This is a genomic window from uncultured Bradyrhizobium sp. (genome assembly GCF_964252615.1).
GTDB lineage: Bacteria > Pseudomonadota > Alphaproteobacteria > Rhizobiales > Xanthobacteraceae > Bradyrhizobium.
This window is the reverse complement of record NZ_CAXUNQ010000021.1, coordinates 45,049-68,930: the sequence shown is the minus strand read 5'-3', so window position 1 is coordinate 68,930 and position 23,882 is coordinate 45,049. Positions and strand designations below refer to the sequence as shown.

The 23,882-nt window shown below is 64.3% G+C and carries 23 protein-coding genes; 12 read left to right on the top strand and 11 right to left on the bottom strand.

Annotated elements, in window-relative coordinates:
- Positions 1-282: 282 nt before the first annotated feature.
- From ACFE72_RS13240 to dnaK, 6 genes are all read right to left on the bottom strand, one after another.
- The gene (locus ACFE72_RS13240; RefSeq protein ID WP_375413552.1) at positions 283-585 is read right to left on the bottom strand and encodes a DUF1330 domain-containing protein; all 303 of its coding nucleotides are present in this window, start codon (positions 583-585) and stop codon (positions 283-285) included.
- A gap of 19 nt (positions 586-604) precedes the next feature.
- A complete protein-coding gene (pyrF, locus tag ACFE72_RS13235) occupies positions 605-1,315 on the bottom strand; it encodes an orotidine-5'-phosphate decarboxylase (RefSeq protein ID WP_375413551.1) in 711 nt (236 codons plus the stop codon).
- A 6-nt stretch (positions 1,316-1,321) separates the two neighbouring features.
- Positions 1,322-1,900, bottom strand: coding sequence for an NADPH-dependent FMN reductase (locus ACFE72_RS13230; protein ID WP_375413550.1), 579 nt, complete (start codon positions 1,898-1,900; stop codon positions 1,322-1,324).
- A gap of 50 nt (positions 1,901-1,950) precedes the next feature.
- A complete protein-coding gene (locus ACFE72_RS13225) occupies positions 1,951-2,553 on the bottom strand; it encodes a class I SAM-dependent methyltransferase (protein ID WP_375413549.1) in 603 nt (200 codons plus the stop codon).
- A 94-nt stretch (positions 2,554-2,647) separates the two neighbouring features.
- On the bottom strand, positions 2,648-3,781 hold the full coding sequence (gene dnaJ / locus ACFE72_RS13220; protein WP_375413548.1) for a molecular chaperone DnaJ: 1,134 nt from the start codon (positions 3,779-3,781) through the stop codon (positions 2,648-2,650).
- A gap of 200 nt (positions 3,782-3,981) precedes the next feature.
- Positions 3,982-5,883: a molecular chaperone DnaK gene (gene dnaK, locus ACFE72_RS13215; RefSeq protein ID WP_375413547.1), complete on the bottom strand. Its 1,902-nt coding sequence runs from the start codon at positions 5,881-5,883 to the stop codon at positions 3,982-3,984.
- Between the two features lie 145 nt (positions 5,884-6,028).
- Here dnaK and ACFE72_RS13210 point away from each other — a divergent pair, with 145 nt between their 5' ends.
- From ACFE72_RS13210 to pncA, 3 genes are all read left to right on the top strand, one after another.
- Positions 6,029-6,256 (top strand): hypothetical protein, encoded by a 228-nt coding sequence (locus tag ACFE72_RS13210; RefSeq protein ID WP_375413546.1) that lies wholly within the window; start codon positions 6,029-6,031, stop codon positions 6,254-6,256.
- Positions 6,257-6,322: 66 nt separating this feature from the next.
- Positions 6,323-7,267 (top strand): hypothetical protein, encoded by a 945-nt coding sequence (locus ACFE72_RS13205; protein WP_375413545.1) that lies wholly within the window; start codon positions 6,323-6,325, stop codon positions 7,265-7,267.
- 115 nt (positions 7,268-7,382) lie between these two features.
- Entirely contained in the window at positions 7,383-8,099 is a 717-nt protein-coding gene (pncA, locus tag ACFE72_RS13200) for a bifunctional nicotinamidase/pyrazinamidase (RefSeq protein ID WP_375413544.1), read from the top strand.
- 18 nt (positions 8,100-8,117) lie between these two features.
- On the opposite strand, the gene grpE is transcribed toward pncA, so the two are convergent.
- Together grpE and hrcA are read right to left on the bottom strand one after the other, a co-directional pair.
- Positions 8,118-8,720 carry a nucleotide exchange factor GrpE gene (gene grpE, locus ACFE72_RS13195; protein WP_375413543.1) on the bottom strand — a complete coding sequence of 201 codons (603 nt, stop codon included), beginning with the start codon at positions 8,718-8,720 and terminating at the stop codon, positions 8,118-8,120.
- A 107-nt stretch (positions 8,721-8,827) separates the two neighbouring features.
- Entirely contained in the window at positions 8,828-9,916 is a 1,089-nt protein-coding gene (hrcA, locus tag ACFE72_RS13190) for a heat-inducible transcriptional repressor HrcA (RefSeq protein ID WP_375413542.1), read from the bottom strand.
- A gap of 213 nt (positions 9,917-10,129) precedes the next feature.
- Here hrcA and rph point away from each other — a divergent pair, with 213 nt between their 5' ends.
- The 3 genes from rph to hemW all read left to right on the top strand — a co-directional run bounded on the left by rph (position 10,130) and on the right by hemW (position 12,938).
- Complete coding sequence (gene rph, locus ACFE72_RS13185; RefSeq protein WP_375413541.1) at positions 10,130-10,852, top strand: ribonuclease PH; 723 nt, start codon at positions 10,130-10,132, stop codon at positions 10,850-10,852.
- A 184-nt stretch (positions 10,853-11,036) separates the two neighbouring features.
- Entirely contained in the window at positions 11,037-11,675 is a 639-nt protein-coding gene (gene rdgB / locus ACFE72_RS13180) for an RdgB/HAM1 family non-canonical purine NTP pyrophosphatase (protein WP_375413540.1), read from the top strand.
- 102 nt (positions 11,676-11,777) lie between these two features.
- Entirely contained in the window at positions 11,778-12,938 is a 1,161-nt protein-coding gene (gene hemW, locus ACFE72_RS13175; protein ID WP_375413539.1) for a radical SAM family heme chaperone HemW, read from the top strand.
- Between the two features lie 119 nt (positions 12,939-13,057).
- On the opposite strand, the gene ACFE72_RS13170 is transcribed toward hemW, so the two are convergent.
- Entirely contained in the window at positions 13,058-14,269 is a 1,212-nt protein-coding gene (locus ACFE72_RS13170; protein ID WP_375413538.1) for a penicillin-binding protein activator, read from the bottom strand.
- A 217-nt stretch (positions 14,270-14,486) separates the two neighbouring features.
- Here ACFE72_RS13170 and rsmI point away from each other — a divergent pair, with 217 nt between their 5' ends.
- From rsmI to gshB, 3 genes are read left to right on the top strand one after another with little or no spacing between them, the layout of a single operon-like run.
- Positions 14,487-15,443: a 16S rRNA (cytidine(1402)-2'-O)-methyltransferase gene (rsmI, locus tag ACFE72_RS13165; protein ID WP_375413537.1), complete on the top strand. Its 957-nt coding sequence runs from the start codon at positions 14,487-14,489 to the stop codon at positions 15,441-15,443.
- Positions 15,430-15,855: a YraN family protein gene (locus ACFE72_RS13160; RefSeq protein ID WP_375413536.1), complete on the top strand. Its 426-nt coding sequence runs from the start codon at positions 15,430-15,432 to the stop codon at positions 15,853-15,855. Before rsmI ends, ACFE72_RS13160 begins: the two co-directional genes overlap by 14 nt.
- A 28-nt stretch (positions 15,856-15,883) precedes the next feature.
- Positions 15,884-16,825 carry a glutathione synthase gene (gene gshB / locus ACFE72_RS13155; protein WP_375413535.1) on the top strand — a complete coding sequence of 314 codons (942 nt, stop codon included), beginning with the start codon at positions 15,884-15,886 and terminating at the stop codon, positions 16,823-16,825.
- A gap of 103 nt (positions 16,826-16,928) precedes the next feature.
- Here the strand turns inward: gshB and ACFE72_RS13150 are convergent, their stop codons facing one another.
- Together ACFE72_RS13150 and ACFE72_RS13145 are read right to left on the bottom strand one after the other, a co-directional pair.
- Positions 16,929-18,734 (bottom strand): hypothetical protein, encoded by a 1,806-nt coding sequence (locus ACFE72_RS13150; RefSeq protein ID WP_375413534.1) that lies wholly within the window; start codon positions 18,732-18,734, stop codon positions 16,929-16,931.
- Positions 18,735-18,757: 23 nt separating this feature from the next.
- Positions 18,758-18,997: a hypothetical protein gene (locus ACFE72_RS13145; protein ID WP_375413533.1), complete on the bottom strand. Its 240-nt coding sequence runs from the start codon at positions 18,995-18,997 to the stop codon at positions 18,758-18,760.
- A gap of 280 nt (positions 18,998-19,277) precedes the next feature.
- On the opposite strand from ACFE72_RS13145, the gene ACFE72_RS13140 reads away from it, so the two are divergent.
- The 3 genes from ACFE72_RS13140 (at position 19,278) to ACFE72_RS13130 (ending at position 23,826) form a co-directional block, all read left to right on the top strand.
- Positions 19,278-20,816, top strand: a complete 1,539-nt coding sequence (locus ACFE72_RS13140; RefSeq protein WP_375413532.1) for a YifB family Mg chelatase-like AAA ATPase — start codon at positions 19,278-19,280, stop codon at positions 20,814-20,816.
- A 115-nt stretch (positions 20,817-20,931) separates the two neighbouring features.
- The gene (locus ACFE72_RS13135) at positions 20,932-21,390 is read left to right on the top strand and encodes a hypothetical protein (protein WP_375413531.1); all 459 of its coding nucleotides are present in this window, start codon (positions 20,932-20,934) and stop codon (positions 21,388-21,390) included.
- A gap of 180 nt (positions 21,391-21,570) precedes the next feature.
- Positions 21,571-23,826 carry a response regulator gene (locus ACFE72_RS13130; protein ID WP_375413557.1) on the top strand — a complete coding sequence of 752 codons (2,256 nt, stop codon included), beginning with the start codon at positions 21,571-21,573 and terminating at the stop codon, positions 23,824-23,826.
- Positions 23,827-23,882 lie beyond the last annotated feature (56 nt).

Sequence of the window (23,882 nt, the reverse complement as noted above, 5' to 3'; positions counted from 1 at the left end):
ACGTTCGCGAGCGCCCCTGTAGTGGGGCAGGACACGGTCAGCATAAGCCGGGTTACGGGCGTGGGGATAGGTATACATTCACAAGTACGTGAACGCCGCTTTGAGCTTCGCAGGGCGGATCAGCGTCTCGATCGTAACACCTCCACCGGCGGCCCTATGAAAAACCCTCTCTCGTCATGCGCGGGCTTGTTTGAGCCGCGAATCTGGCCGGCCAATCCGCTCTGCGGTACCTCGCAACGCAGCGCAAAGGCGCGCTGCGTCGGGGCCGGGACACGAGGCACCTCAAGGCTGCGGGCCGTCATAGCCTTCGACGACCAGTATATCGGCCTCGGAATGCGGATTGCGGATCGCAACCAGCCGTGCATATTCCGGCGAATTGTAGCAGGCCAGCGCGGTTTCATAGTCCTTGAATTCCAGCACCACATTGCGCGAGCGGGCGGTGCCTTCCTTGGATTCGTACTTGCCCCCGCGCACCAGAAACTTCGCGCCGTATTTGTTGAACACCGCGCCGTTCTGTTCGACATACGCCTTGTAGCCGTCCGGGTCGTGGACATCGACCCGCCCGATCCAGTAGCCTTTGGCCATCTGAATTCTCCCTTGCTGTTTACGCGCTCGCCTGCGCGATCTCGGCCACGATGGCCTGCGCTGCCGCTTTCGGATCCGACGCTTCCAGGACGGGCCGCCCGACCACCAGATAATCCGCGCCTGCGGCGACCGCCCGGGCCGGAGTCATGATGCGTTTCTGATCGCCCGCGGCGGCGCCGGCGGGCCTGACGCCCGGCGTCACCAGGCTCATCCGACCGCCCACGGTCCTGCGTAGCGACGCCGCTTCTTCCGGCGAGCACACGAGCCCATCGATGCCGATCTCCTGCGCCTGCTGCGCGCGGGCTTCGACCAGATCGGACACGCCGAGGCGATAGCCCGCCGCGTGCAGATCGCCGTCGTCATAGGAGGTCAGCACGGTGACCGCGAGAATCTTCAGGCCGGATCCCGCGCGCCCTTCGACTGCGCCCTTCATGGTTTGCGGGTAGGCATGCACGGTCAGGAAGGTCGCGCCGAGGGCGGCGACGCTCTCGACGCCGCGCGCGACGGTGTTGCCGATGTCGTGCAGTTTCAGATCGGCGAACACCTTCTTGCCGGCGCTGGACAATTGCCGCACCAGCGGCAGGCCGCCGGCGTAAGCGAGCTGATAGCCGATCTTGTAAAACGTCACGCTGTCACCGAGCCGCGCGACCATGGCTTCCGCCGCCGCGACCGAGGGCAGATCGAGAGCGACGATCAGGCGATCGCGACCGGGAATGTCCAATGCCGGCATGCCACCTCACATCATGCGCTGGGAGACGTCGATCAATTGCCTCACCAGCGCGTTGAGCGCCTCAATGTCGGCCGGGTTCTTAAGCCGGTCCATATCGTCATAGGCCTGATCGGCGAACGACAGCGCGACCTGGCTGGGGATCACGGTCGCATGGCAGGCCGCGAGAATCAGGCGCAGCGCCGCCAGGCACCGCGCGCCGCCGAGCCGGCCTGCCGACGCTGCCGCCATTGCAAAAGCGCGGTCGCGAAACACCTGGCCCCGCGTCTCGTGGGGCTCCTGCACCCTGCTCACCCAGTCGATGGCATTTTTCAGCAGCGGCGGCAGCGACGAATTGTATTCGGGCGTGACGATGAGAACGCCGTGATGCGCACCGATCATGCGTTTGAGATTGACGGCATGTTTCGGCACGCCGGATTTGGTCTGCAGGTCGCCGTCGTAGATCGGCAGCGGAAAATCGCCTAGCGAAATGCGTGTAACCTCAACACCGGCGCGCGCCAGCTCCTGCGCCGCCGCGGCCGCCAGCTTCACGTTGAGCGAGCCGGACCGGAGCGAGCCGGGAATGACCAGGATTTTCAACGCGGACATGATTCCATTCGCGTCCAGGACCAGCCTCTCCGCGCAAAGGCGGCGGGCCATCAGCCCTTGCGATATACCCAGACGCGGGCGGGCGGAAGATTCATCCAGATCCGCTCGGACGCTTCGGTGGAAACGCCCGGCAGCGACTTTGGAATTGGCGGCGCGACCGAATAGGTGAACTGCACGAATGGCGAGCCCGGCGACATCGCGACAAAGGCGTCGCGGATCAGCTTCAGGCGGGTCAGCATCGGCTTGGTAACCAGGGGAAGCCCGGAGACGACGGCGGATGCCGGCGCGCTCAGCACGTTCCACAGCGAGTCGCGCAGCGCATAGGCGTCGCCCTGCACCACCGTGGCCTGCGGATAGCGGTCGCGCAGCAATGCGCAGAAACCCGGATTGTATTCGACGAGCACGAGACGCCGCTGCTCGACGCCGTGGGAGATCAGCGCACTGGTGATCGCGCCGGTACCGGGCCCGAGTTCGATGACCGGCCGGTCGGAATCGACCTCGACATATTGCGCCATGGTGCGGGCCAGCACCCGTCCCGACGGCATCACCGCGCCCATATGCAGCGGCTTCTCGATCCATGAACGGAGAAAACGAACCTCGTCGTCGAGACGGAGAGGTTTTTTCAACGCGCGCACGGAGGAGTGCAAAGGCATGTCGCTACCAGGCGGGACCGCAATTGTCGCGGATGTCAAAAATTGGTCATAAAGAGGTATAGGCAGCAACCGAAACGGTCAAGCTGGACCGACCTCAGGAGTTAGCGCGCGTGCCGAAGAAGTCCTTGACCTTAGTGAAGAAACCCGCAGCTTCCGGTTGGGTTGCGCCGGACGATAATTTTTCGAACTCGGCCAGAAGCTCCTGCTGCTTCCTGGTCAGATTCTGCGGCGTTTCGACCATGACCTGGACATACATGTCGCCGGTCTGACGCGAGCGCAGCACCGGCATCCCCTTTGACGCGATGCGAAAACGCCGGCCGGACTGGGTGCCGGACGGTATCTTCACCCTGGTCTTGCCCTTGTCGATGGTCGGAACCTCGAATTCGCCGCCAAGTGCTGCCGTGACCATGGAAATCGGTACGCGGCAATGCAGGTCGGCGCCGTCGCGCTGGAAGAACTGGTGGGTTGCCAGCGACAGGAAAATATAAAGATCGCCGGGAGGACCGCCGCGGACACCGGCTTCGCCTTCGCCGGCAAGCCGGATCCGTGTGCCGTCCTCCACGCCCTGCGGAATATTGACCGATAACGTCCGGTCGCGCGTCACGCGTCCGGAGCCGGAGCAGGACGGGCACGGGTCCTCGATCATCTGGCCGCGGCCCTGGCAGCCCGGACAGGTACGCTCCAGCGTGAAGAAGCCCTGCGCCTGCCGCACCCGGCCGGCGCCGCCGCAGGTCGCGCAGGTTTTCGGCTTGGTGCCGGCCTTGGCGCCGGTGCCGGAGCAGGATTCGCAGGTGACCGAAACCGGGATTTCGATCTGAGCGGTCTTGCCGAGGAAGGCTTCCTCCAGCGTGATTTCCATGTTGTAGCGCAGGTCGGCGCCGCGCTCGCGCCCGCCGCCGCGCCCGCGCTGCCCGGCCATGCCGAACAGATCCTCGAAAATATCGGAAAATGAGGACGCAAAGCCGGCGCCAAAACCGGGGCCGCCGCCGGCGCCGCCTTGCTCGAACGCCGCATGGCCGAACCGGTCGTAGGCAGCGCGCTTGTCGCCGTCCTTCAGGACTTCATAGGCTTCGTTGATTTCCTTGAAACGGACTTCGCTGGCGGCATCGCCGGGATTCTTGTCCGGATGCCATTTCATGGCGAGCTTGCGGAAAGCCGCCTTGAGCTTGGAATCGTCCGCGGTCCGCTCGACTTCAAGGGTTTCGTAATAGCAACGCTTGGTGGACATAAGGGTTAACTCTCGCGGTCATGGCCGGGCATAGCCGTTCGAAAAACGGCGTCGCTTAGCTCGCCTATCCCGGCCATCCATCACTCTTTGAAGATGGACCCCCGGGTCGGCCGGCGCGAAGCCGATGCTTCGCGCCTTTTGCCCGGGGGTGACGATCTCGATCATAGCGAAGAGCATCGCACTGATCCGTATCGTAAGAGTTACGCCGACTTCTTGTTGTTCTTGTCGTCGTCGACTTCGGTGAACTCCGCGTCGACGACGTCGTCCTTTGCGGCATCCTTGGCGGCGTCGCTCTCGGCCTGCTGCTTGTACATCGCCTCGCCGAGCTTCATGGAAGCCTGCGCCAGCGTATTGGTCTTGGCCTTGATCGCCTCGGCATCCTCACCCTTCAGCGCTTCCTTCAAATCGCTGACGGCGTCTTCGATGGCGCGGCGCTCGCTTTCCTCGACCTTGGAGCCATGCTCGGCCAGCGCCTTCTCGGTGGAATGCACCAGCGAGTCGGCATGGTTCTTGGCATCCACGGCTTCCCGCCGCTTCTTGTCCTCCGCAGCGTTGGCTTCGGCGTCCTTGACCATCTTCTGGATGTCGGCTTCGGACAAGCCGCCCGAGGCCTGGATGCGGATCTGCTGCTCCTTGCCGGTCGCCTTGTCCTTTGCCGAGACGTTGACGATGCCGTTGGCGTCGATGTCGAACGTGACCTCGATTTGCGGCATCCCACGCGGCGAGGGCGGAATGCCCATCAGGTCAAACTGGCCGAGAACCTTGTTGTCGGCCGCCATTTCGCGCTCGCCCTGGAAGACGCGGATGGTGACGGCGTTCTGGTTGTCCTCGGCGGTCGAGAACACCTGGCTCTTCTTGGTCGGGATCGTGGTGTTGCGGTCGATGATGCGGGTGAACACGCCGCCCAGCGTCTCGATGCCCAGCGACAGCGGCGTCACGTCGAGCAGCAGCACGTCCTTGACGTCGCCCTGCAACACGCCGGCCTGGATCGCGGCACCGATGGCCACGACTTCGTCGGGGTTGACGCCCTTATGCGGCTCCTTGCCGAACAACTGCTTTACCACTTCCTGGACCTTCGGCATGCGGGTCATGCCGCCGACCAGCACCACTTCGCCGATCTCGCCGGCGGTGAGGCCGGCGTCCTTCAGCGCCTTGCGGCATGGCTCGATGGTCTTCTGCACCAGATCGTCGACCAGCGCCTCGAACTTGGCGCGGGTCAGCTTCATCGTCAGATGCTTCGGACCGGACTGGTCGGCCGTGATGAACGGCAGGTTGATTTCGGTCTGCGTGGTCGAGGACAGCTCGATCTTGGCCTTTTCGGCGGCCTCTTTCAGGCGCTGCAGGGCCAGCTTGTCGTTGCGCAGATTGATGCCCTGCTCTTTCTGGAATTCATCGGCCAGATAGCTGACAAGGCGCATGTCGAAGTCTTCGCCGCCGAGGAAAGTATCGCCGTTGGTCGACTTCACCTCGAACACGCCGTCGCCGATCTCGAGGATCGACACGTCGAAGGTGCCGCCGCCGAGGTCGTACACCGCGATGGTGCCGGACTTCGACTTGTCGAGACCATAGGCAAGCGCCGCCGCGGTCGGTTCGTTGATGATGCGCAGCACCTCGAGGCCGGCGATCTTGCCGGCATCCTTGGTGGCCTGACGTTGCGCGTCGTTGAAATAGGCGGGAACGGTGATGACCGCCTGATCGACCTTCTGGCCGAGATGGGCCTCCGCGGTCTCCTTCATCTTTTGCAGAATGAATGCCGAAACCTGCGAGGGAGAATAGGTCTTGCCGTCGGCCTCGACCCAGGCGTCGCCGTTGCCGGCCTTTGAAATCTTGTAAGGGACGAGCTTCTTGTCCTTTTCAACCATCGGGTCGTCATAGCGGCGGCCGATCAGGCGCTTGACCGCAAAAATGGTGCGCTCGGGATTGGTCACGGCCTGACGCTTTGCCGGCTGACCGACGAGGCGCTCCCCGTCATCGCTGAAAGCGACAATCGACGGCGTGGTCCGCATGCCTTCGGCGTTTTCGATTACTTTCGATGTCTTGCCATCCATTACGGCGACGCACGAATTCGTGGTGCCGAGATCGATCCCAATGACCTTTCCCATGGTCCTCATATCCTTCTTTTTGCGGCAGGTTGGCTGGGCCCTGACGGCGCACCAATCCAAACCCCCAATATCAAATGCTCGCGAACTCGCGGCGGTGAGCCTCATATAGGAGGGGGGGTGGGGGCCGCAAGGACCGGACGCAAGCTTGGCCGACGAAAACCCTTTGGCTTCGGCCGATCGTGTCCGCTCTCACCCCGGCCGCGGCGCCGTCGATTTTTTCAGCCGCATCACCAGACAGGCCGCACAGACGGGCGCGATCAGGTCCGGTAATATCTGGACAAACGGCCCCTGTCCGGCCAGAAATGGCGGCCGGGAACGCGATCTTGGCTTGATCTATTGCCGGAACGGGGCAACCGTGAACAATGCAGCCTGACGGCGTCGGCGCAATGGCCGCAGAGCCGATCATCGAACGGCCTCAATGCAAACCCAATAGATTTTCATGAAACAGTTCGCACCGCTCATCGCATTTGCTTTTTTTTCGGCCGCATGCAGCGCGGCCTTCGCCGCCGACGTGGTGTATCCGCCGGGCATCCGGGTCGGCGTTGTGCCGATCGAAGGGCTTGTCATCTCGAAGACGTTCCCCGGCTTCGAGACGGAGGACCACGGCGTCAAGGTGTTGATCGCAGAACTTCCCCTTGCGGCCTATGGCGAGGTGGAGCATGCGTTCAGAACCAATTCCTTTCCGGGTGGCGCGAATGCCATCAAGCCGGAAGGCCTGCAGACCGCCGCCGGCGAGGGCTTTTATACCGTTGAAAGCGCCAAGGACGGCGCCGACACGGTACGGCGTTTTTCGATGATCATCCCCGGCGGCACGTTCTCCGGATATTTGGCGGCGCAGGTCCCGGAAAGCGCTACGAAAACCTATTCGGACGATGCGGTGCGGCAGATGTTCGCGTCGGCCGTCGTGCGCCAGCAGGTTCCGGTCGAGGAGCAGCTCGGACTGCTGCCGTTCAAGATCACCGAACTCGGCGCCTTCAAGAACGTCCGCACGCTGGCGCCCGGCGCCGCCATCCTCCTCGCCGACGGCAACGAGGAAACCGGGATCGAGTCGTCGTCTTACATGGTGATCGGCACCATCGCGTCGGCACCGACGCAACCGGAAGATCGCGGCCGCTTTGCGCAGCAGGCTGCGGGCCAGATTCCCGGCTTGCGCGATGGACGCATCACGATGTCCGAATCTCTGCGGATCGACGGCTCGCCCGGATATGAAACGCGCGTCGAGGCCACCAGCGGCAAGGCCAACACGCCGGTCACGGTGGTCCAATGGCTGCGGTTTGGCAGTGCCAACCAGGCGCTGCGGATCATCGCAAGCACGCCACGGGACGATTGGTCCAAGGCGTTTCCGCGCTTCCGCGCGGTGCGCGACGGAATCCAGCCGCGCTGAGACCGCAATCGCGGCCCCGGCTTGCCGGAAGATTTGATCCGTTCCCGGCACCCGGCCGCCTTTACGCTGCCGCGACGACCTGATTTGCTGACCGGGTCTTCAAGGGAGATTCAACATGGTGGACCGCAGACAAATTCTGGCGGGCGTGGCCGGCATCGCCGCCGCCGGGCTCGTTCCGAAGCGCCTTCAGGCTGCAGCTTCGATCAAGGTTGACGACACATCGGCGCTGGTGGTCGTCGATGTGCAGAACTGTTTCCTGCCCGGCGGCAGCCTCGCCGTGAAGGAGGGCGACCAGATCGTCACGGTGATCAACAAGATGGCCAGGGGCTTTGCCCATGTCGTGATGACGCAGGACTGGCATACCGAAGGCCACGTCTCGTTTGCGTCGAGCCATGCCGGGAAAAAGCCGTTTGAAACGATCGATCTCAAATACGGCAAGCAGGTATTGTGGCCGGACCATTGCGTGCAGGGCACCGACGGCGCCGCGCTTTCGAAAGAGCTCGCGATCCCGCACGCCGAACTCATCATCCGCAAGGGCTATCACAAGGACGTCGACAGTTACTCCGCCTTCACCGAGGCCGACGGCAAGACCACGACGGGACTGGCGGGTTATCTCACCGCCCGCAAGCTCAAGCGTCTGTTCCTGGCCGGGCTCGCGACCGACTTCTGCGTGGCCTGGACGGCGCTCGACGCCCGCAAGGCCGGGTTCGAAACCTACGTCGTCGAGGACGCCTGCCGCGGCATCGACACCCAGGGCTCGCTGGCCAAGGCCTGGGCCGATATGGCAAAGGCCGGCGTCAAACGCATCCAGTCGGCGGACATCGTGGTCTGAGCGCCGATCCGAACCGGATCAGCCGGCCTGTTCGGCAGCGCCGGCCTTCGCACCCCCCTTGGAGACCGCGACGAGGGCTGGACGCAACACGCGCTCGCCGATCATGTAGCCCGCCTGCACCACCTGCATGACGGTGCCCGCGGGCACCGATGCGTCGGGCACTTCGTACATCGCCTGCTGGAAATTCGGATCGAATTTTTCGCCCGACGGATCGAATTTCTTGACCCCGTTTTTTTCCAGCGTGTTGAGCAGCGACCGCTCGGTAAGTTCGACGCCTTCGATCAGCGCCTTGAGGCCGGGATCCGCCGCCGCCTTGGCTTCGGCCGGGACGGCATCCAGCGCGCGCTGCAGATTGTCGGCGATATCGAGCACGTCGCGCGCAAATCCGGAAATGCCGTAGGTCCGGGCGTCGGAGACCTCGCGCGCCGTGCGCTTGCGCAGGTTTTCCATTTCCGCCAGCGTGCGTAGCATCTTGTCGCGCGATTCCGCGGCTTCCTTGGCCAGGGCTTCCACCGCGCCATCTTCCGGATCGTCGGGCATGATGTAAGGCTTGGAAACCACCGGCTCGGCGTCCTGCGCCGGTTTCGCCGGATTGTCGTTGTGCCCGTTGGGATCGGCCATCACACTGCCTTCTCGAAAATCTGTTCAGGTTGAATGGGGATTGCTGGGCCGCATATCGTGCTTTAGCGGCAGAAAATCAAGCGGAACCGGTCCGTCTCGGCGTCCGGCTACCCGCCCAGCATCTGGCTCACGATCCGGGCGGCGTAGTCCACCATCGGAATGACCCGCGCGTAATTCAGCCGGGTCGGCCCGATGACGCCGAGCACACCGACGATATGCCCCGCGCCGTCGCTGTAGGGCGCGATGATGGTGGAGGAGCCGGACAGCGAAAACAGCTTGTTTTCCGATCCGATGAAAATTCGCACGCCCTCGGCGCGTTCCGCGCGCCCCAGCAGGTCGATCACGCCGCGCTTGGTTTCGAGATCGTCAAACAGCAATCTCACCCGCTCGAGATCCTCCAGCGCGTGCAGATCCTCGAGCAGGTTGGCATGGCCGCGCACGATCAATTGCCGGTCGTCGTTGTCGCCGCCGGACCAGCTTGCGATGCCGGCCGCGATGACTTTCTGGGTAAGCAGGTCGAGTTCGGCGCGGTTCTGCGTCAATGCGGTTTCGAGTTCGAGGCGCGCCTCGGCCAGTGTGCGGCCGCGAATCCGCGCATTGAGGAAATTCGATGCCTCCGTGAGCGCCGACATCGGAACGCCCGGCGGCAGCGCCAGCACGCGATTCTCGACCTGCCCGTCTTCAGCGACCAGCACCACAAGCGCCCGCTCCGGCTCCAGCCGCACGAACTCGATATGCTTCAGCCGCGAATTGGATTTCGCGGTCAGCACCACCGCCGCCGCCCGGGTCAGGCCGGACAGCCGCGTCAGCGCCTCGCCGAGGGCGGCTTCGACCGATTGCGCCTTGCCGACGGAGACGAGTTGGGTCTGGATCGACTGCCGCTCCGGTTCGGTGAGATCGCCGACCTGCATCAGCGCGTCGACGAAAAACCTTAAGCCCAGTTCGGTCGGCAACCGCCCGGCGGAGGTATGCGGCGCATAGATCAGGCCGAGCTGCTCGAGGTCCGACATCACGTTACGGACCGAGGCCGGCGACAGCGGCACCGTGATCAGGCGCGAAATGTTACGCGAGCCGACCGGTTCGCCGGTCGCGAGATAACTCTCGACGATTTGACGAAAAATATCCCGTGAGCGCTCGTTGAGCTGGGCGAGCCCGGCATTCGGCGCGATCAGCCCGATCGGATCGTGGTGAGCCACTGGCACTCCCGCGTGCATGATCCGCCAAACGACGCACGGTTGGCGGGGATCATGCGCTATCTAACACTAAACTGGCCTCAATTTGTCCATCTCCGGGCGCAGATACAAGCCGGCATTGCGCCGACAGCTTCGGCCGGCCCTTGCCGTTGCCGCTTCCCGTCCCTAAAAGCACCGCGGCACCACCTTTTTCCTTAAATTACCGGAGGATTTCCCATGCGGCCAAGCCGCCGTGCGCCCGACGAACTGCGCGCCGTGTCGCTGGAACGCGGCGTGGTCAAATATGCCGAGGGTTCCTGCATGGTTAAATTCGGCGATACCCATGTGCTGGTGACGGCGACCTTGGAGGAACGGCTGCCGCCATGGCTCAAGGGCCAGGGCCGCGGCTGGGTCACGGCGGAATACGGCATGCTGCCCCGGGCCACGGTGGAGCGCACCCGCCGCGAAGCCTCCGCCGGCAAACAGAACGGCCGTACCGTCGAAATCCAGCGCCTGATCGGCCGCTCGTTGCGCGCGACCCTCGACCTCGAGGCCCTGGGCGAGCGCCAGATCACGGTGGATTGCGACGTGATCCAGGCCGACGGCGGCACGCGGACGGCCTCGATCACCGGCGCCTGGGTAGCCCTTGCCGACTGCATCGGCTGGATGAAGAACCGCAACATGTTCAAGCCCGGCACCAGCGATGTGCTGCGCGACAACGTCGCTGCGATCTCGTGCGGGATCTATAACGGCACGCCGGTCCTCGACCTCGACTATGCCGAGGATTCCGAGGCCGACACCGACGCCAATTTCGTGATGACCGGCGATGGACGCATCATCGAGGTTCAGGGCACGGCGGAAAAAACCCCGTTCTCGCAGGACGAATTTCTGGCGCTGATGGCGCTGGCGAAGAAGGGCGTTGCCCGGCTGGTGGATTTGCAAAAAATGGCGGTGGCGTGATTCGTAACCGGTCGTCATGCCCGGGATGCACACATCTCGCCGTCATTGCCGGGCTCGACCTGGCAATCCATCCGCTTCGAACGACTCTTTCCGAAGATGGATGGATACGCGGGTCGGGCCCGCGTATGACGAGAGGTGGGAATCCGGTAGGGACGAGCCCGACCATGACGGATTATAAATGCGCATGACTCAGCATCGTCGAATCACCGGCAAGCTCGTGATCGCGACCCATAATCCCGGCAAGCTGGCCGAGATGCGCGAACTGCTGGCGCCGCACGGCGTCGAGGCCGTCTCCGCCGGCGAACTCGGCCTCCGCGGGCCGGAGGAAACCGGCGACAGCTTTCGTGCCAACGCGCGGATCAAGGCGGTTGCGGCGGCGCGCGCCGCGGAGCTGCCGGCATTTGCCGACGATTCCGGGCTGGTGGTGGACGCGCTGGACGGCGCGCCGGGCATCTATTCGGCGCGCTGGGCCGGCGAAAGCAAGGATTTCACGGCGGCGATGACGCGGATCGAGCGCCTGCTGCAGGAACGCGGCGCCACCACGCCGCCGCAACGCCGCGCGCATTTCATCTCCGCATTATGCGTCGCCTGGCCCGACGATCATCTCGAGGAGGTCGAGGGGCGCGTGGACGGCGCGCTGGTGTGGCCGCCGCGCGGCGGCGCCGGATTTGGCTACGACCCGGCGTTCCTGCCGGACGGCCATAGCCGCACCTTCGGCGAAATGACCAGCACCGAGAAGCACGGCCTGCCGCCGATTGGCCTCGGGCTGTCGCATCGCGCCCGCGCCTTCGTGAAACTGGCGGAGATCTGCCTTGCTGGCTGACGCGCCAGATCAAACCGCGTCATGCCCGGGGTCGCGCCGGGCATCCACGTCTTTCCTTGCCGTCTTCACGGCAAGACGTGGATGGCCGGGACACGCCCGGCCATGACCGTCTCTTCGGCAAATACTGCTTTTGGCGTTTATGTGCACTGGCCGTTCTGCCTGTCGAAATGCCCGTACTGCGATTTCAACAGCCATGTGCGCCATGCAGCCATAGACGAGGCGCGGTTTGCACGCGCCTTTGCGCGCGAGATCGAAACCACGGCGGCGCGGACGCACGGCCGCGAGGTGTCGTCGATCTTTCTCGGCGGCGGCACCCCCTCGCTGATGCAGCCGCGCACGGTCGGCGCCATCCTGGATTCGATTGCAAGGCACTGGCGCGTCGGGCCTGACGTCGAAGTCACCCTGGAAGCCAATCCGACCAGCGTCGAAGCTACCCGCTTTCAAGGCTATCGCGCCGCCGGCGTGAACCGGGTGTCGCTCGGCGTCCAGGCGCTCGACGATGCATCGTTGAAAGCGCTGGGACGCCTGCATACCGCGCGCGAAGCGCTGGACGCGGTCGCAATCGCGCGCGCGGCCTTTCAGCGATACTCGTTCGACCTCATCTACGCCCGCCCCGGCCAGACCCCGCAGATGTGGGCGGATGAATTGAAGCTGGCGATCTCGGAAGCCGCGGAACATCTGTCGCTCTACCAGCTCACCATCGAAGAAGGCACGCCCTTCTTCGGCCTGCACGCGGCGGGCAAGCTGAAGACGCCGGATGAAGCGATCGCGCGCGCGCTGTATGACGTGACGCAGGAGGTGTGTTCGCAGCAGGGCCTGCCGTCCTACGAGATTTCCAATCATGCGCGCATTGGCGCCGAGTGCAGGCACAACCTCGTCTACTGGCGCGGCCAGGAATATGCCGGTGTCGGCCCCGGCGCGCATGGCCGCCTCGATATCGACGGATTAAGGCACGCCACCGCGACCGAAAAGCGTCCCGAGAGCTGGCTGATGCGCGTCGAGGCGACGGGCAGCGGCGCCGTTACCGACGATGTCTTGAACAGCGAAGAACGCGCCGATGAATTCTTGCTGATGGGCTTGCGGCTTGCCGAGGGCATCGATCCGCACCGCTACCAGGCGCTGTCGGGGCGGCCGCTCGACCCCGCCCGCATTGCGATCCTGCGCGACGAAGGCGCCATCACCGTCGACGCCGACGGACGGCTGCGCGTGACGCAAGCCGGATTTCCGGTGCTCGATGCCGTTGTAGCTGATCTCGCCGCGTAGCATGGGTGATTGCGCGCGAAGCGATCCAGCCTTGCGGGCGCAATAGCGCAGCGTATTGCGCCGCGCCGCCTGCGGAATGGCGGATTACGCTTTTGGCTGATCTGCCCTGCGGGCTTTTCTTAAGCGCCGAAACTTTTCGGCGAGCCGGCGACTGGCTGGCCGCCGCCCGATCCGACGCGCATGACGGCCAGCCCGCGTTCATTGGTGCCGTCGGTCCGAAACCGGAACAGGCCGTCGATGCCGGCAAAGCCCGATGGATTGGTCAGCACTTCCGGCGAAAAACGCTGGCCGCCCTGCGTTCGCGCCAGCGCGGCAACCAAGGCCACCGCATCGTAGGCCAGCGTCGCGGTACGCACCGGCTCGCCGCCGAATTTGGTTCGATAGCGGCCCGCGAAACTGCGGAAGCCGGCCGGATCCGGCGCGGCGTACAGACCGCCCTGCAGCGCAGGGCTCGCGAACACGCGCGGATTGTCCCAAAGCCCGGTGCCGAGAAGCTGGATGTTCTTCAAATTCGCGCCGGCCGCGGTCAATGCATCCGCGATTCCCACCACCGCGTCGCCGTCATCGGCGAGAAACAGCGCATCGGCCTGTCCGAGCGCCTGCGCCAGGGTCCGCGCCGCGCCGGCCCGATCGGCGCCGTATTTTTCGAACGCGGCGATGCGCCCGTTCCTGCGGCCCACCGCCTGCTTGAACGCAACCTCCACGACATTGCCGTAGGCATTTTCAGGCAGCAATGCCGCGTAGGACCGCTTTCCGGTGCTCGCGGAATATTCGATGATGCGGTTGACGTCGGATTCCGGGAGGAAGCTCAAGAGATAGACGCCGCGGCCGGCCACGCTCGAATCGGTCGAGAAGGCGATCATCGATACGCCGCGCGTGCGCGTCAGTTGTGCCGCCGCCGGAACCGACACCGCAAACAGCGGCCCGAGAATGATCTCCGCGCCCTCGTCGAGCGCCTGCTGGGTGCCCTGTTGCGCGCCTTGGGGGGTGCCGGCGTCATCCTTGATCAGCAACTGGACATTGGGGTTTTGAAATTCCGCCAGCGCCATTTCGGCGGCGTTCTTCATGGACTGCGCCGCCACGCCGGCATTGCCGGCCGCCGACAGCGGCAGAAGCAGTCCGACCTTGACCTGGCCGCTGCCCACCGCGAGCGGCTCCTGCGGCGGACCGGCCGGAGCGGGCTGGGAGCCGCCGACCGGATTTGAAAACGAGCTGAGAGTCTGCTGGACCCCCGAACACGCCCCCAGCAAAGGCGCGCCAAGAATCAGCCCGACCGCCGTCCGCCGGGTGGTTCCCGGACGCTCAGAATTGGGATTGCGCGGGCTTGCCATCGTGTCTTTCCATGGATCGACCCCCAGATCGATCCGAAACCAACCTGCAAACCATCTGGAAGGCAGATTCAGTCATATTGTCGGCGAATGGTTAACCAAAACAAAAGGTTTATGTTCATCGAAAGCCCCTGACGCAATGAAGCCGGCAGACCGCCCGCTGGTCGTGCGGGAGCAGGACGATTGTGGCGGATTACCCCGGTCCGCTCTAGACTGCATTATGCGCCCAAAACCTGCTTCCACAAACACGCCGGAGCATCCGAACGAGCCGGCAAGCCGCGCCTTCAGCGTGGCCGGACACCTCCTGACCGCCCCGAAAGCGGTTCCGGGCCTTCATCTGGTATCGACGCCGATCGGAAATCTCGGCGACATTACCCTGCGCGCGCTGGAGACGCTGGCCGGCGTCGATATCGTCGCCTGCGAAGACACGCGCATCACCCGCCGGCTCACCGAGCGTTACGGCATTGCCGCACTGCTCAAGCCCTATCATGAACATAATGCCGCATTGGCGCGCCCGAAAATCCTGGAGCGGCTGGCGCAGGGCGCATCGATCGCGCTGGTTTCCGACGCCGGCACCCCGCTGATTTCCGACCCCGGCTTCAAACTCGTGCGCGAGGTCTGCGCCGCGGGTCATGCCGTGATCGCGCTGCCGGGCCCTTCCTCGGTGCTGGCGGCGCTGGCGGTGGCGGCCCTGCCGACCGACCGGTTTTTCTTCGAGGGATTTCTGCCGCCGAAGGAAACCGCGCGCCGCGCCCGCATTGCCGAACTGGCGCGGATCGATGCGACGCTGGTAATGTTCGAATCCGGTAACCGCGTGCAGAATACGTTGCGCGATCTTGCAGATGCCATGGGCGAACGCGATGCCGCGATCTGCCGCGAATTGACCAAGCTGCATGAAGAGGTGCGGCGCGCTTCCCTATCGGAATTGGCGCGAACGGCCGACGCGCTGGAGACGCGCGGCGAATTCGTGCTGGTGATCGGCGCCCCGGCGCGGGCATCCGTCATGGCGCAGCACGATCTCGACGACCTGCTGCGCTCGGCGCTGCAACGCGACAGCGTCAAGGACGCGGTCGCTCATGCGGTCGAAGCGTCGGGCCGGCCGCGCCGCGAGATTTATGCCCGCGCCCTCGAACTGGCCAGGCAAAGCCACGCAGGGAACGGCGATGGCCAAGACTGACATCAGGACTGACGACAGCTCGCCTCCCGGGACGGCGACGGCAATCGCGGCGCCGGAACGTGTCGCCGCCTTTCGCACCGGCCTGTCGGCCGAAACCCGCGCCGCGGCCGTTCTGGTGGCCAAGGGCTATCGCATCCTGGCCAAGCGGTTTCGCAGTCCGTATGGAGAAATCGACATCGTGGCGCGGCGCCGCGATTTGCTGGCATTTGTCGAGGTCAAGGCCCGCGCCCGCCTCGATGACGCGGCCTATGCGGTGACGCCGCGGCAGCAGCGGCGCATCATCGACGCGGCCCAGGCCTGGCTGATGACGCACCCCGAACATGCGAATTTCGAGCTGCGCTTCGACGTCATGCTGATTGCGCCGCGTCGTCTGCCGCGCCATCTGTTGGCGGCGTTCGACGCCAGCCCCTGACCGATCGATCCAACCCGGACCCCCGCCTATGACATTGAACGTCGCCGTCCAGATGGACCCCATCGCGCGCATCAACATCCGCGGCGATTCGACTTTTGCGTTGCTGCTGGAGGCGCAAAAGCGCGGCCACAGGATTTCCTACTACACGCCGGACAAACTTTCGCTGCGGGGAAAGGACCTGGTCGCACCGGTTCAGCTTCTCAGCGTCAGGGACCAGCACGGCGATCATTTTACGCTGGGCGAATCGCGGCGCGAGCAGCTTGCAGCGTTCGACGTCATCCTGCTGCGGCAGGATCCGCCGTTCGATCTCGCCTACATCACCTCGACGCATCTGCTGGAACGCATCCATCCCAAGACCCTGGTGGTCAACAGCCCGGCCAGCGTCCGCAACGCGCCGGAAAAAATATTCGTGATGGATTTTCCGGACCTGATGCCGCCGACGCTGATCTCGCGCGATCGCGACGAGATCAATGCATTCCGCGGCCAGCATGGCGCGGTGGTGATGAAGCCGCTGCACGGTCATGGCGGTGCTGCGGTATTTCGCATCCTGCCGCAGGACATGAATTTCGGATCGCTCTACGACCTGTTCTCGGTCACGTTCCGCGAGCCATGGGTGATCCAGCGCTTCCTCGCGGAAGTCAGACAGGGCGACAAGCGCATCATCCTGGTCGATGGCGAGTTCGCCGGCGCCGTCAACCGCGTGCCCGCCGACGATGATCTGCGCTCCAACATGGTGCGCGGGGGTGCGGCGAATGCCACGGAGCTGACGGACCGCGAGCGGGAAATCTGCGCGCGGCTCGGTCCCGCGTTGCGCGAGCGCGGGCTGCTGTTGGTCGGCATCGACGTGATCGACGGCAACCTCACCGAAATCAACGTCACCTCGCCGACCGGAATCCGCGCCATCGCCGGGCTGGGCGGGCCGGACGTGGCGGCGAAGGTGTGGGATGCGATCGAGAAGAAGCGGGGATAAGGTTCGGCATGCAGGCCGGTTCCGAATGGTCGTCGGCATCCGTCCGATGCCGCAAATAACCTGCATCTGCAACAGCTATGCGCCCGCCGCTTGTGGGCCGTTGCTACCTGGTCTTCGTTTTGCGTGAAGCGGCAGCGCCAAGCGCCTTAATTTTCGCCGACAACTCTTTTTCCCGCTTTTCGGCTGTCTTGAGTGCGTCCTCGTCGAAGAGCGGAACCAGGATGTGTTTACGCGCTTCCTTGTAGCTGGTGATCGCCGCCGTGCGATAGCGAGGATCTTTGGTCAGCTTCCAGGTTTGCGCCGAGACGTCGCCCATCAGGGTATTGATACCCACCAGCCTGTCATCTCGCTCATCATCGTCAGGCAATGCCGTCTTGAGTTCTTGCAAATTCGCCGATGACCGGGACAGGCGTGCCGCGTCCGGAAGGAGTGCGGACCACTCCGTCAGGGCCTGTGCCTGTTTGAATCGCGCATCATACCACCCATGAACCGGTTCATCCCTCCGCCATACCTTCAACGCCTCATCAAAGTGTCGAACTGCTTCCCCGAAGTGATCGCCATTTCTCGTCATGCGCCCGAGCGCCAGAAACGTCATGCCCCAGTTTTGATGCGTGAGCGCCCAGGACAGAGGTTCAGCCTCCCTGGAAATCAGTTTGAGGGCCTCTTCATAATATCTTCCCGCAGCCGCGAGATGACCCGGATCGGCCGATAATATCCCGAGTTGATAGGTGATGTTGCCCAGATTGTATCTATACAGGCTCTTGTGCCGGTCATTTTCGTCCGGACTGATTTCGATGACCTGTTCAGCGCGTTGTTTGGCCTCCCTGAGCATATCGAGATTGCCTTGCTCGCTGCCCGAACTCGCCAGGGCGCTTGCGAGATTGGCCAGTACAATGCGCTTGTTTTCACCATCCAGGGCGGCGCCCTGATCCAGGAGTTCCCGATAGATCGCTATGGCATCATCCGGGTTCTGTAACAGAAGCAGGGTCGCCAATCCTGATTTTGCTCCAATCCAGTCCTGGCTGCCGACCTTTTCCTCGGCGATGCTTCTCTCGAACGCGGCCTTTGCCTTGGCGAAATTTTCCGGGGAGCGATTGAGGTTCCAGCTCGCGGTCAGAACGATTGCCAACTGATGGTTGACGGCCCGTTTGAGTACGGGATAGCGGTCGATTGCCGAACTCGAGCTGGCTTTTTCCAAAGCGCGCTGCGCGTCTCTGAAATAGTCTCGGCGCGTGTGCTCATCACCGCCATTTACCAGCTCGCGTACCTGGGAAAGGGTATAGTTGATGCTGAGTTCGGGGTCCCCCTCCGCCAGCAGTGACGCTGCCTGATACAGCGCTGCGGCTTCTACGGTCTGGAATTGCAGACTGGCGGTCAGGGCTTGGAGGGCGGTCAATTCGGCCGCTTCGCGTCGAGCATCCATGCCTTTCTCGATCTCCGACTGGATCTTAGCGCGCGCCTCGGCGAATTTTCCCGCATCGATGAGGGCGGTCGCGCTTTCACGCAAGGCCCGAAGCTTTGGATATCTGTCGGATACTTCTTCCAATTGCTTCTGGAGTTGGAGGTGCTTGCGCGCGAACTCGACCAGCTTCTCGCCAATTCCTTCCGAAGGGACATTCTTTTCACCGATCAGGTTCAAAGCCGCCGTAATTTGCGCTTCATTGAGCGAGAGCTTTTCCCGCAGCAGTCCAATGAGCTGCTCTTGTTCCGCGGTCCGTTTGTCGCTTGCGATACCGGCTATTTGCTTCAGTTCGGCCAGTTGCGCCGGCGTCAGCCCGGTCGATATCGGACTGTTTGTGACATTTCCCTGAATGACAACGGCGTTTTCGCCGGCGCGGATGTCCTGGGCGCTTACCCGGCCCAAGAGCGCCAGTTCGAGCGCCAGTTCGAGCGCCAGCGCCGCGGCCATGGCGCAGATGTAACCGCGGGACCTCACTTCGGGGATGTCACATTAGTCGTTACCGGCGAATTTGTGACTGAGCCGTTGATGCCGACTCCACCTGCCCCGACGTTGATGCTTTCACGTGACAGGTCTTTGGCGGGACTGTGTGTCGAGGTGTACCAGGCAAACAGGCCCCCGATGATGACGGCTATGCCGCCGCCAGCCCAAGACAGGATCTTGCGATTTTTTTCTGATCCGATGAACTTCCAGATGACGCTTGCCTGGCCCATGACAATGACCTCGGTTGAGCAACGACCCTCATTTTAGTTCACATGGCCGAATTGTCCACGCGACCCGCTAACAAAGCCCGTCCCGCTCTTTTCGTCGTCATGCTGAGCGAATGCCTAGAACGGCTCCCCTTTGATGAATGTGCCAGTTCGATTCTTTGCGGCCGTAAGCACAACTCAGGCTATGCGCGGTAACATGCGGGTTCAGCCTGCGGTTGTTCCCTGAATGTTCTTGTTCGCCTGGACGCTTTACGCTACCCTCCGTTGTGACTGAGGGGCATTCATGGTTCAGCGGGTTTCCACCGTCGCATTCGAAGGCATCGAGGCCCGCGCCGTCGACGTACAGGTGCAGGTCGCACCCGGCCTGCCGGCATTCGCCATTGTCGGGCTGCCGGACAAGGCGGTGTCGGAGGCGCGCGAGCGGGTGCGTTCGGCGCTGATCGCCTCCGGATTGGCGCTGCCGGCGCGACGGATCACGGTCAACCTCGCGCCCGCCGACCTGCCGAAGGAAGGCAGCCACTACGACCTGCCGATCGCGCTCGGCCTGATGGCGGCGATCGGCGCCATTCCGGCCGACGCGCTGGCGGGTTTTACCGTGCTTGGCGAACTTGGGCTGGATGGATCGATCGCGGCGGTGGCCGGCGTGCTGCCGGCAGCGATCGGCGCCAATTCGCGCGACGAAGGCCTGATCTGCCCTTCCGCCTGCGGCGCCGAGGCGGCGTGGGCCAGCCCCGACATCGAGATCGTGGCCGCCCATTCGCTGATCCAGATCGCCAATCATTTCAAGGGCACCCAGGTGCTGTCGCGGCCGCAGCCGAAGGTTCGCGAGCGCGAGGAAGCCGGGCTCGACCTGCGCGACATCAAGGGCCAGGAAAGCGCCAAGCGCGCGCTTGAGATCGCGGCGGCAGGCGGCCACCATCTGCTGATGATCGGCTCGCCCGGCGCCGGCAAATCGATGCTGGCGGCACGGCTGCCCTCGATCCTGCCGCCGCTGTCGCCGGCCGAGCTGCTCGAAGTGTCGATGATCGCCTCCGTCGCGGGCGAGATCGAGGGTGGCGCGCTTACCGCAAGGCGGCCGTTCCGCAGCCCGCATCATTCGGCCAGCATGGCGGCGCTCACCGGCGGCGGCATGCGCGCAAGACCCGGGGAAATCTCGCTGGCGCATCAGGGCGTGCTGTTCCTCGACGAATTGCCGGAATTCGATCCGCGGGTGCTGGATTCGCTGCGCCAGCCGATGGAGAACGGCGAGGTGGCGGTATCCCGCGTCAACCATCGCGTCACCTATCCGGCGCGCTTCATGCTGGTCGCGGCGATGAACCCGTGCCGCTGCGGCCACGCCTATGAGCCCGGCTATCCCTGCAAGCGCGGCCGCATCGACCGCTGCACCGCCGACTATCAGGCGCGTATTTCAGGGCCACTGATGGATCGCATCGACCTGCGCATCGAGGTGCCGGCGGTGACCGCCGCCGACCTGATCCTGCCGCCCCCCGCGGAAGGATCGGCAGAGGTCGCCGCGCGCGTGGCCGCGGCGCGCGGCATTCAACGGGCGCGCTACACCGCTGCCGGCCTGCCCAATGTGCGCACCAATGCGGAAGCGCCGGCGGCGGTGCTGGAAACCGTGGCGCAGCCGGACGCGAGCGGCCTCAAGCTGCTGCGCGATGCCGCCGAAACCATGCGGCTGTCCGCCCGCGGCTATCACCGCGTCCTGCGCGTCGCCCGCACCCTGGCCGATCTCGATGGCACGGACAGAATCGGCCGGCTGCATCTGGCCGAAGCGCTGTCCTATCGCGCGCTGGCCGACGATGTCAGGCGCGCGGCGTGAAACAGCCATTTTTTGCACCTGACCTGCGCGCGTCAACGCGGCGGTAACTAGTTTTCTTTACGCTCTGCCAACCATAAGCCCTGCGTCTATGGGTCAAGTTGAGCGAGTGTGTATCATGTTGCGTTTCGGAATCCTGGCTTCCGCCGTTCCGCTCATCCTTGCCGGGCTGTTCGCGCACGGTGAATTGCTGCCCGGCCCACGGCCCTGCATCGAGGCCGGCGGGTCCGCGCTGCAGATTGCGGAGGCGCCCTGGCATGCCGATCTGCAGGTCGCATTCACCGAAGTTCCGACTACGGCAACGGTGCGGGTGCAGATCGTCGACAGCGCCGAAACCGCCGACTTCGTGATGGTTGACGACGCCGGCAGCGCAGAGGCGCACACTTGCGGCGGCGCTCCCCGATTTGTCGCGATCTCGGCCTATCCCTCCGCATCCGCACCGGTCATCTATCTGTCGACCGATGGCGGGGCCGATTATCGGATTTTTGTAAGGTCGAAAACGTTTTCGCTGCGGGAGGCCGCCGCCCTCGTCGTCGGCGCCAATGGCGGGCGGGCCCGAATGGCCGCGGCGCTCTGACCGCCATTAACGTTCCGTCAACCCTGTTCGCAGCGGACGGCGCGATGCCGCGCCGCCTCAAGCACTTGGCAACGTCGCCGCCGCATCCTTCGCGCCGGCATGCGCCAAAGGTTTCGGACGGTCTGAATGCCGTCCGCGCAAAACTGCCGCGGCGGCAAGACATTTTCGGGGTGGTCGGTGATGGGGCGGGTTTTCCGGATCAGAGCGCGGCTACGCCGTTTCGCGCGCCGTCATCCCTGGGCAAGCCTTGCGATACGCTCGTTCATGATCTTCTCCGCCGCCTTTGGCGGCGCCTACGGGTTCATCGCCGGAAGCCGGTCGGAGGGCTCCGGTTACGATCCTCATGCCTTTGCAATCGGCGCCAGTTTTCTGTTCGCCGTGGCATGCGTGGCGCTGGCGACGCTGAGCGTGCGGCTGCGCTGGATCCGCAAGCGGCTTCGCAAGCTCGCTTTGCACAACGAAGCGCTGGCCGATCGCAACTGGGAGCTGAAGGAAGCCGAGGAGCGCGCGCGCAGCCTGTTCGAAGCCCAGGGCGACCTGATTGTTCTGCGCGATGCCGACGGCCGTATCACCTTCGTCAACGACGCCTATTGCGCGCTGGCGCGGCAACCGCGCGCGCTTTTGATCGGAAGCGGTTTCACGCTTGAGGTGATCGAGCAAGGCGCCGCCGCGCTCGAGCCGAACGGCACGCGAATTCACGATCAGAGAATCGCAACCGTGACGGGACCGCGATGGATCGCGTGGCGCGAGGGCCTGATCCGGTCCGATGCGCACCAGCCCCCCGAGTTGCAGTCGGTCGGGCGCGACGTCACCGGCCGCACCGAGACCGAACGCGCCCTCGGAGAGGCCCGCGACCAGGCCGACGCCGCCAACCGCGCTAAGTCGCGATTCCTTGCGATGGCATCCCATGAAATTCGAACCCCCCTCAACGGCATCATCGGCATGAGCGGGCTCTTGCTCGACACGCCGTTGACGCCTGAACAGACGACTTACGTCAGGGCCGTCAAAACCTCGGGGGACGCGCTGTTGTCGCTGATTGACGAATTGCTGGATTATTCCAAGATCGAAGCCGGCAAGATCGATCTCGAACACCGGCCGTTTGCGCTCGCCGCCCTGATCGAGGATATCACCGAGCTGCTGGCGCCCCGGGCCGAGGCGAAAGCGATCGAAATCGCCGCCTATGTCGACGAGCGATTGCCGTTGGAGGTGGTCGGCGACGCCGCAAGGCTGCGGCAGGTGCTGCTCAATCTCGCAGGCAACGCCATCAAGTTCACCTTGAGCGGAGGCGTCGCGCTGATTGTCGAGCCCGGAACAAGCCCGGGCGAAATCAGCTTCCTGGTACGGGACACCGGCATCGGAATCGCGCCGGAGGCGCAGCCCAGGATCTTCCGCGAATTCGAACAGGCGGATGAGCGCACCGCACGCAATTACGGCGGCACCGGCCTGGGCCTCAGCATCAGCGAACGCATCGTCAGGCGAATGGGCGGTCGGATCACGCTGGAGAGCAAGCCGGACGTCGGTTCGACCTTCGAGGTTTCCGTTCCGCTCGCGGCCGCCGGCCATGCCGGCGGGCGCAACAGTTTCCCGGCCCCGAATCTTACCGGTCAATCGATCATGCTGGTCGCGCCTCAAGCCATCGAGGCATCGCTGGTTGCCCGCAGGCTGGAGCGCTGGGGCGGCCAGATCTGCATCGTGTCCGACGCCGCCGTGGCGCGGGCCTTGCTGCCGGAGCGGGCGTGGCATGCCATCCTGGTCGACCGCGCCTTGGGCGCGGCCGCGGTCGAAATGCTGGGCGAGACGGCGCGCCGCCATGCAACGCAGCGGATCGTCATGTTCACGGCGGCCACCCGGCATGAGCTGCAGCTTTCGGCGTCGAACGCCTTCACCGGTTACCTGGTCAAGCCGTTGCGTGCGACGTCGCTGGCAACGCGTCTAACGCAGCCGCCGGAAATACTCGCCCCGGATCTCGGCGCGCCGTTCGATCAGGAGCCGCTCGGCGAGATCGGAACTCCGCCATCGCCGCCGGCGCAGCGCCTCTCCATCCTGGTGGCGGAAGACAACGAGATCAACGCCCTGCTCATGCGCTCGCTGCTGAGCCGGCTCGGTCATCGCTGCGTCATCACGACCAACGGCGAAGAAGCGCTGGAATCGTGGTTGTCAGCCGAATCCGCGGGCGCGCCTTACGATCTGGTGCTGATGGATATCCAGATGCCGAAACTTGACGGTATCGAAACCACCAAGCAAATCCGCCGCCGCGAGGCGGGACGGCGCGCACGGCGAACGCCGATTCTTGCGCTCACCGCCAACACGCTGGTGGAGGATCGTTATGCCTGCTTCGAGGCCGGCATGGACGGCTTCCTGGTCAAGCCGCTGGATCGCGAGAAATTGGCGGATGCGCTCGCCGGCCTGGTGGCGTCACGGCATATCGCCGCTTGACGCCCTCGCCGCCTCGACCGCCGAGAAAATCCGCCGGCGCCGCGCTGGCTGTCAGG

Coding starts and splice junctions, on each gene's coding strand:
- ACFE72_RS13240 (WP_375413552.1), bottom strand. CDS start 585: ATGGCCAAAGGCTACTGGATCGGGCGGGTCGATGTCCACGACCCGGAC.
- pyrF (WP_375413551.1), bottom strand. CDS start 1,315: ATGCCGGCATTGGACATTCCCGGTCGCGATCGCCTGATCGTCGCTCTC.
- ACFE72_RS13230 (WP_375413550.1), bottom strand. CDS start 1,900: ATGTCCGCGTTGAAAATCCTGGTCATTCCCGGCTCGCTCCGGTCCGGC.
- ACFE72_RS13225 (WP_375413549.1), bottom strand. CDS start 2,553: ATGCCTTTGCACTCCTCCGTGCGCGCGTTGAAAAAACCTCTCCGTCTC.
- dnaJ (WP_375413548.1), bottom strand. CDS start 3,781: ATGTCCACCAAGCGTTGCTATTACGAAACCCTTGAAGTCGAGCGGACC.
- dnaK (WP_375413547.1), bottom strand. CDS start 5,883: ATGGGAAAGGTCATTGGGATCGATCTCGGCACCACGAATTCGTGCGTC.
- ACFE72_RS13205 (WP_375413545.1), top strand. CDS start 6,323: ATGAAACAGTTCGCACCGCTCATCGCATTTGCTTTTTTTTCGGCCGCA.
- pncA (WP_375413544.1), top strand. CDS start 7,383: ATGGTGGACCGCAGACAAATTCTGGCGGGCGTGGCCGGCATCGCCGCC.
- grpE (WP_375413543.1), bottom strand. CDS start 8,720: ATGGCCGATCCCAACGGGCACAACGACAATCCGGCGAAACCGGCGCAG.
- rph (WP_375413541.1), top strand. CDS start 10,130: ATGCGGCCAAGCCGCCGTGCGCCCGACGAACTGCGCGCCGTGTCGCTG.
- rdgB (WP_375413540.1), top strand. CDS start 11,037: ATGACTCAGCATCGTCGAATCACCGGCAAGCTCGTGATCGCGACCCAT.
- hemW (WP_375413539.1), top strand. CDS start 11,778: ATGACCGTCTCTTCGGCAAATACTGCTTTTGGCGTTTATGTGCACTGG.
- ACFE72_RS13170 (WP_375413538.1), bottom strand. CDS start 14,269: ATGGCAAGCCCGCGCAATCCCAATTCTGAGCGTCCGGGAACCACCCGG.
- rsmI (WP_375413537.1), top strand. CDS start 14,487: ATGCGCCCAAAACCTGCTTCCACAAACACGCCGGAGCATCCGAACGAG.
- ACFE72_RS13160 (WP_375413536.1), top strand. CDS start 15,430: ATGGCCAAGACTGACATCAGGACTGACGACAGCTCGCCTCCCGGGACG.
- gshB (WP_375413535.1), top strand. CDS start 15,884: ATGACATTGAACGTCGCCGTCCAGATGGACCCCATCGCGCGCATCAAC.
- ACFE72_RS13150 (WP_375413534.1), bottom strand. CDS start 18,734: ATGGCCGCGGCGCTGGCGCTCGAACTGGCGCTCGAACTGGCGCTCTTG.
- ACFE72_RS13145 (WP_375413533.1), bottom strand. CDS start 18,997: ATGGGCCAGGCAAGCGTCATCTGGAAGTTCATCGGATCAGAAAAAAAT.
- ACFE72_RS13140 (WP_375413532.1), top strand. CDS start 19,278: ATGGTTCAGCGGGTTTCCACCGTCGCATTCGAAGGCATCGAGGCCCGC.
- ACFE72_RS13135 (WP_375413531.1), top strand. CDS start 20,932: ATGTTGCGTTTCGGAATCCTGGCTTCCGCCGTTCCGCTCATCCTTGCC.
- ACFE72_RS13130 (WP_375413557.1), top strand. CDS start 21,571: ATGGGGCGGGTTTTCCGGATCAGAGCGCGGCTACGCCGTTTCGCGCGC.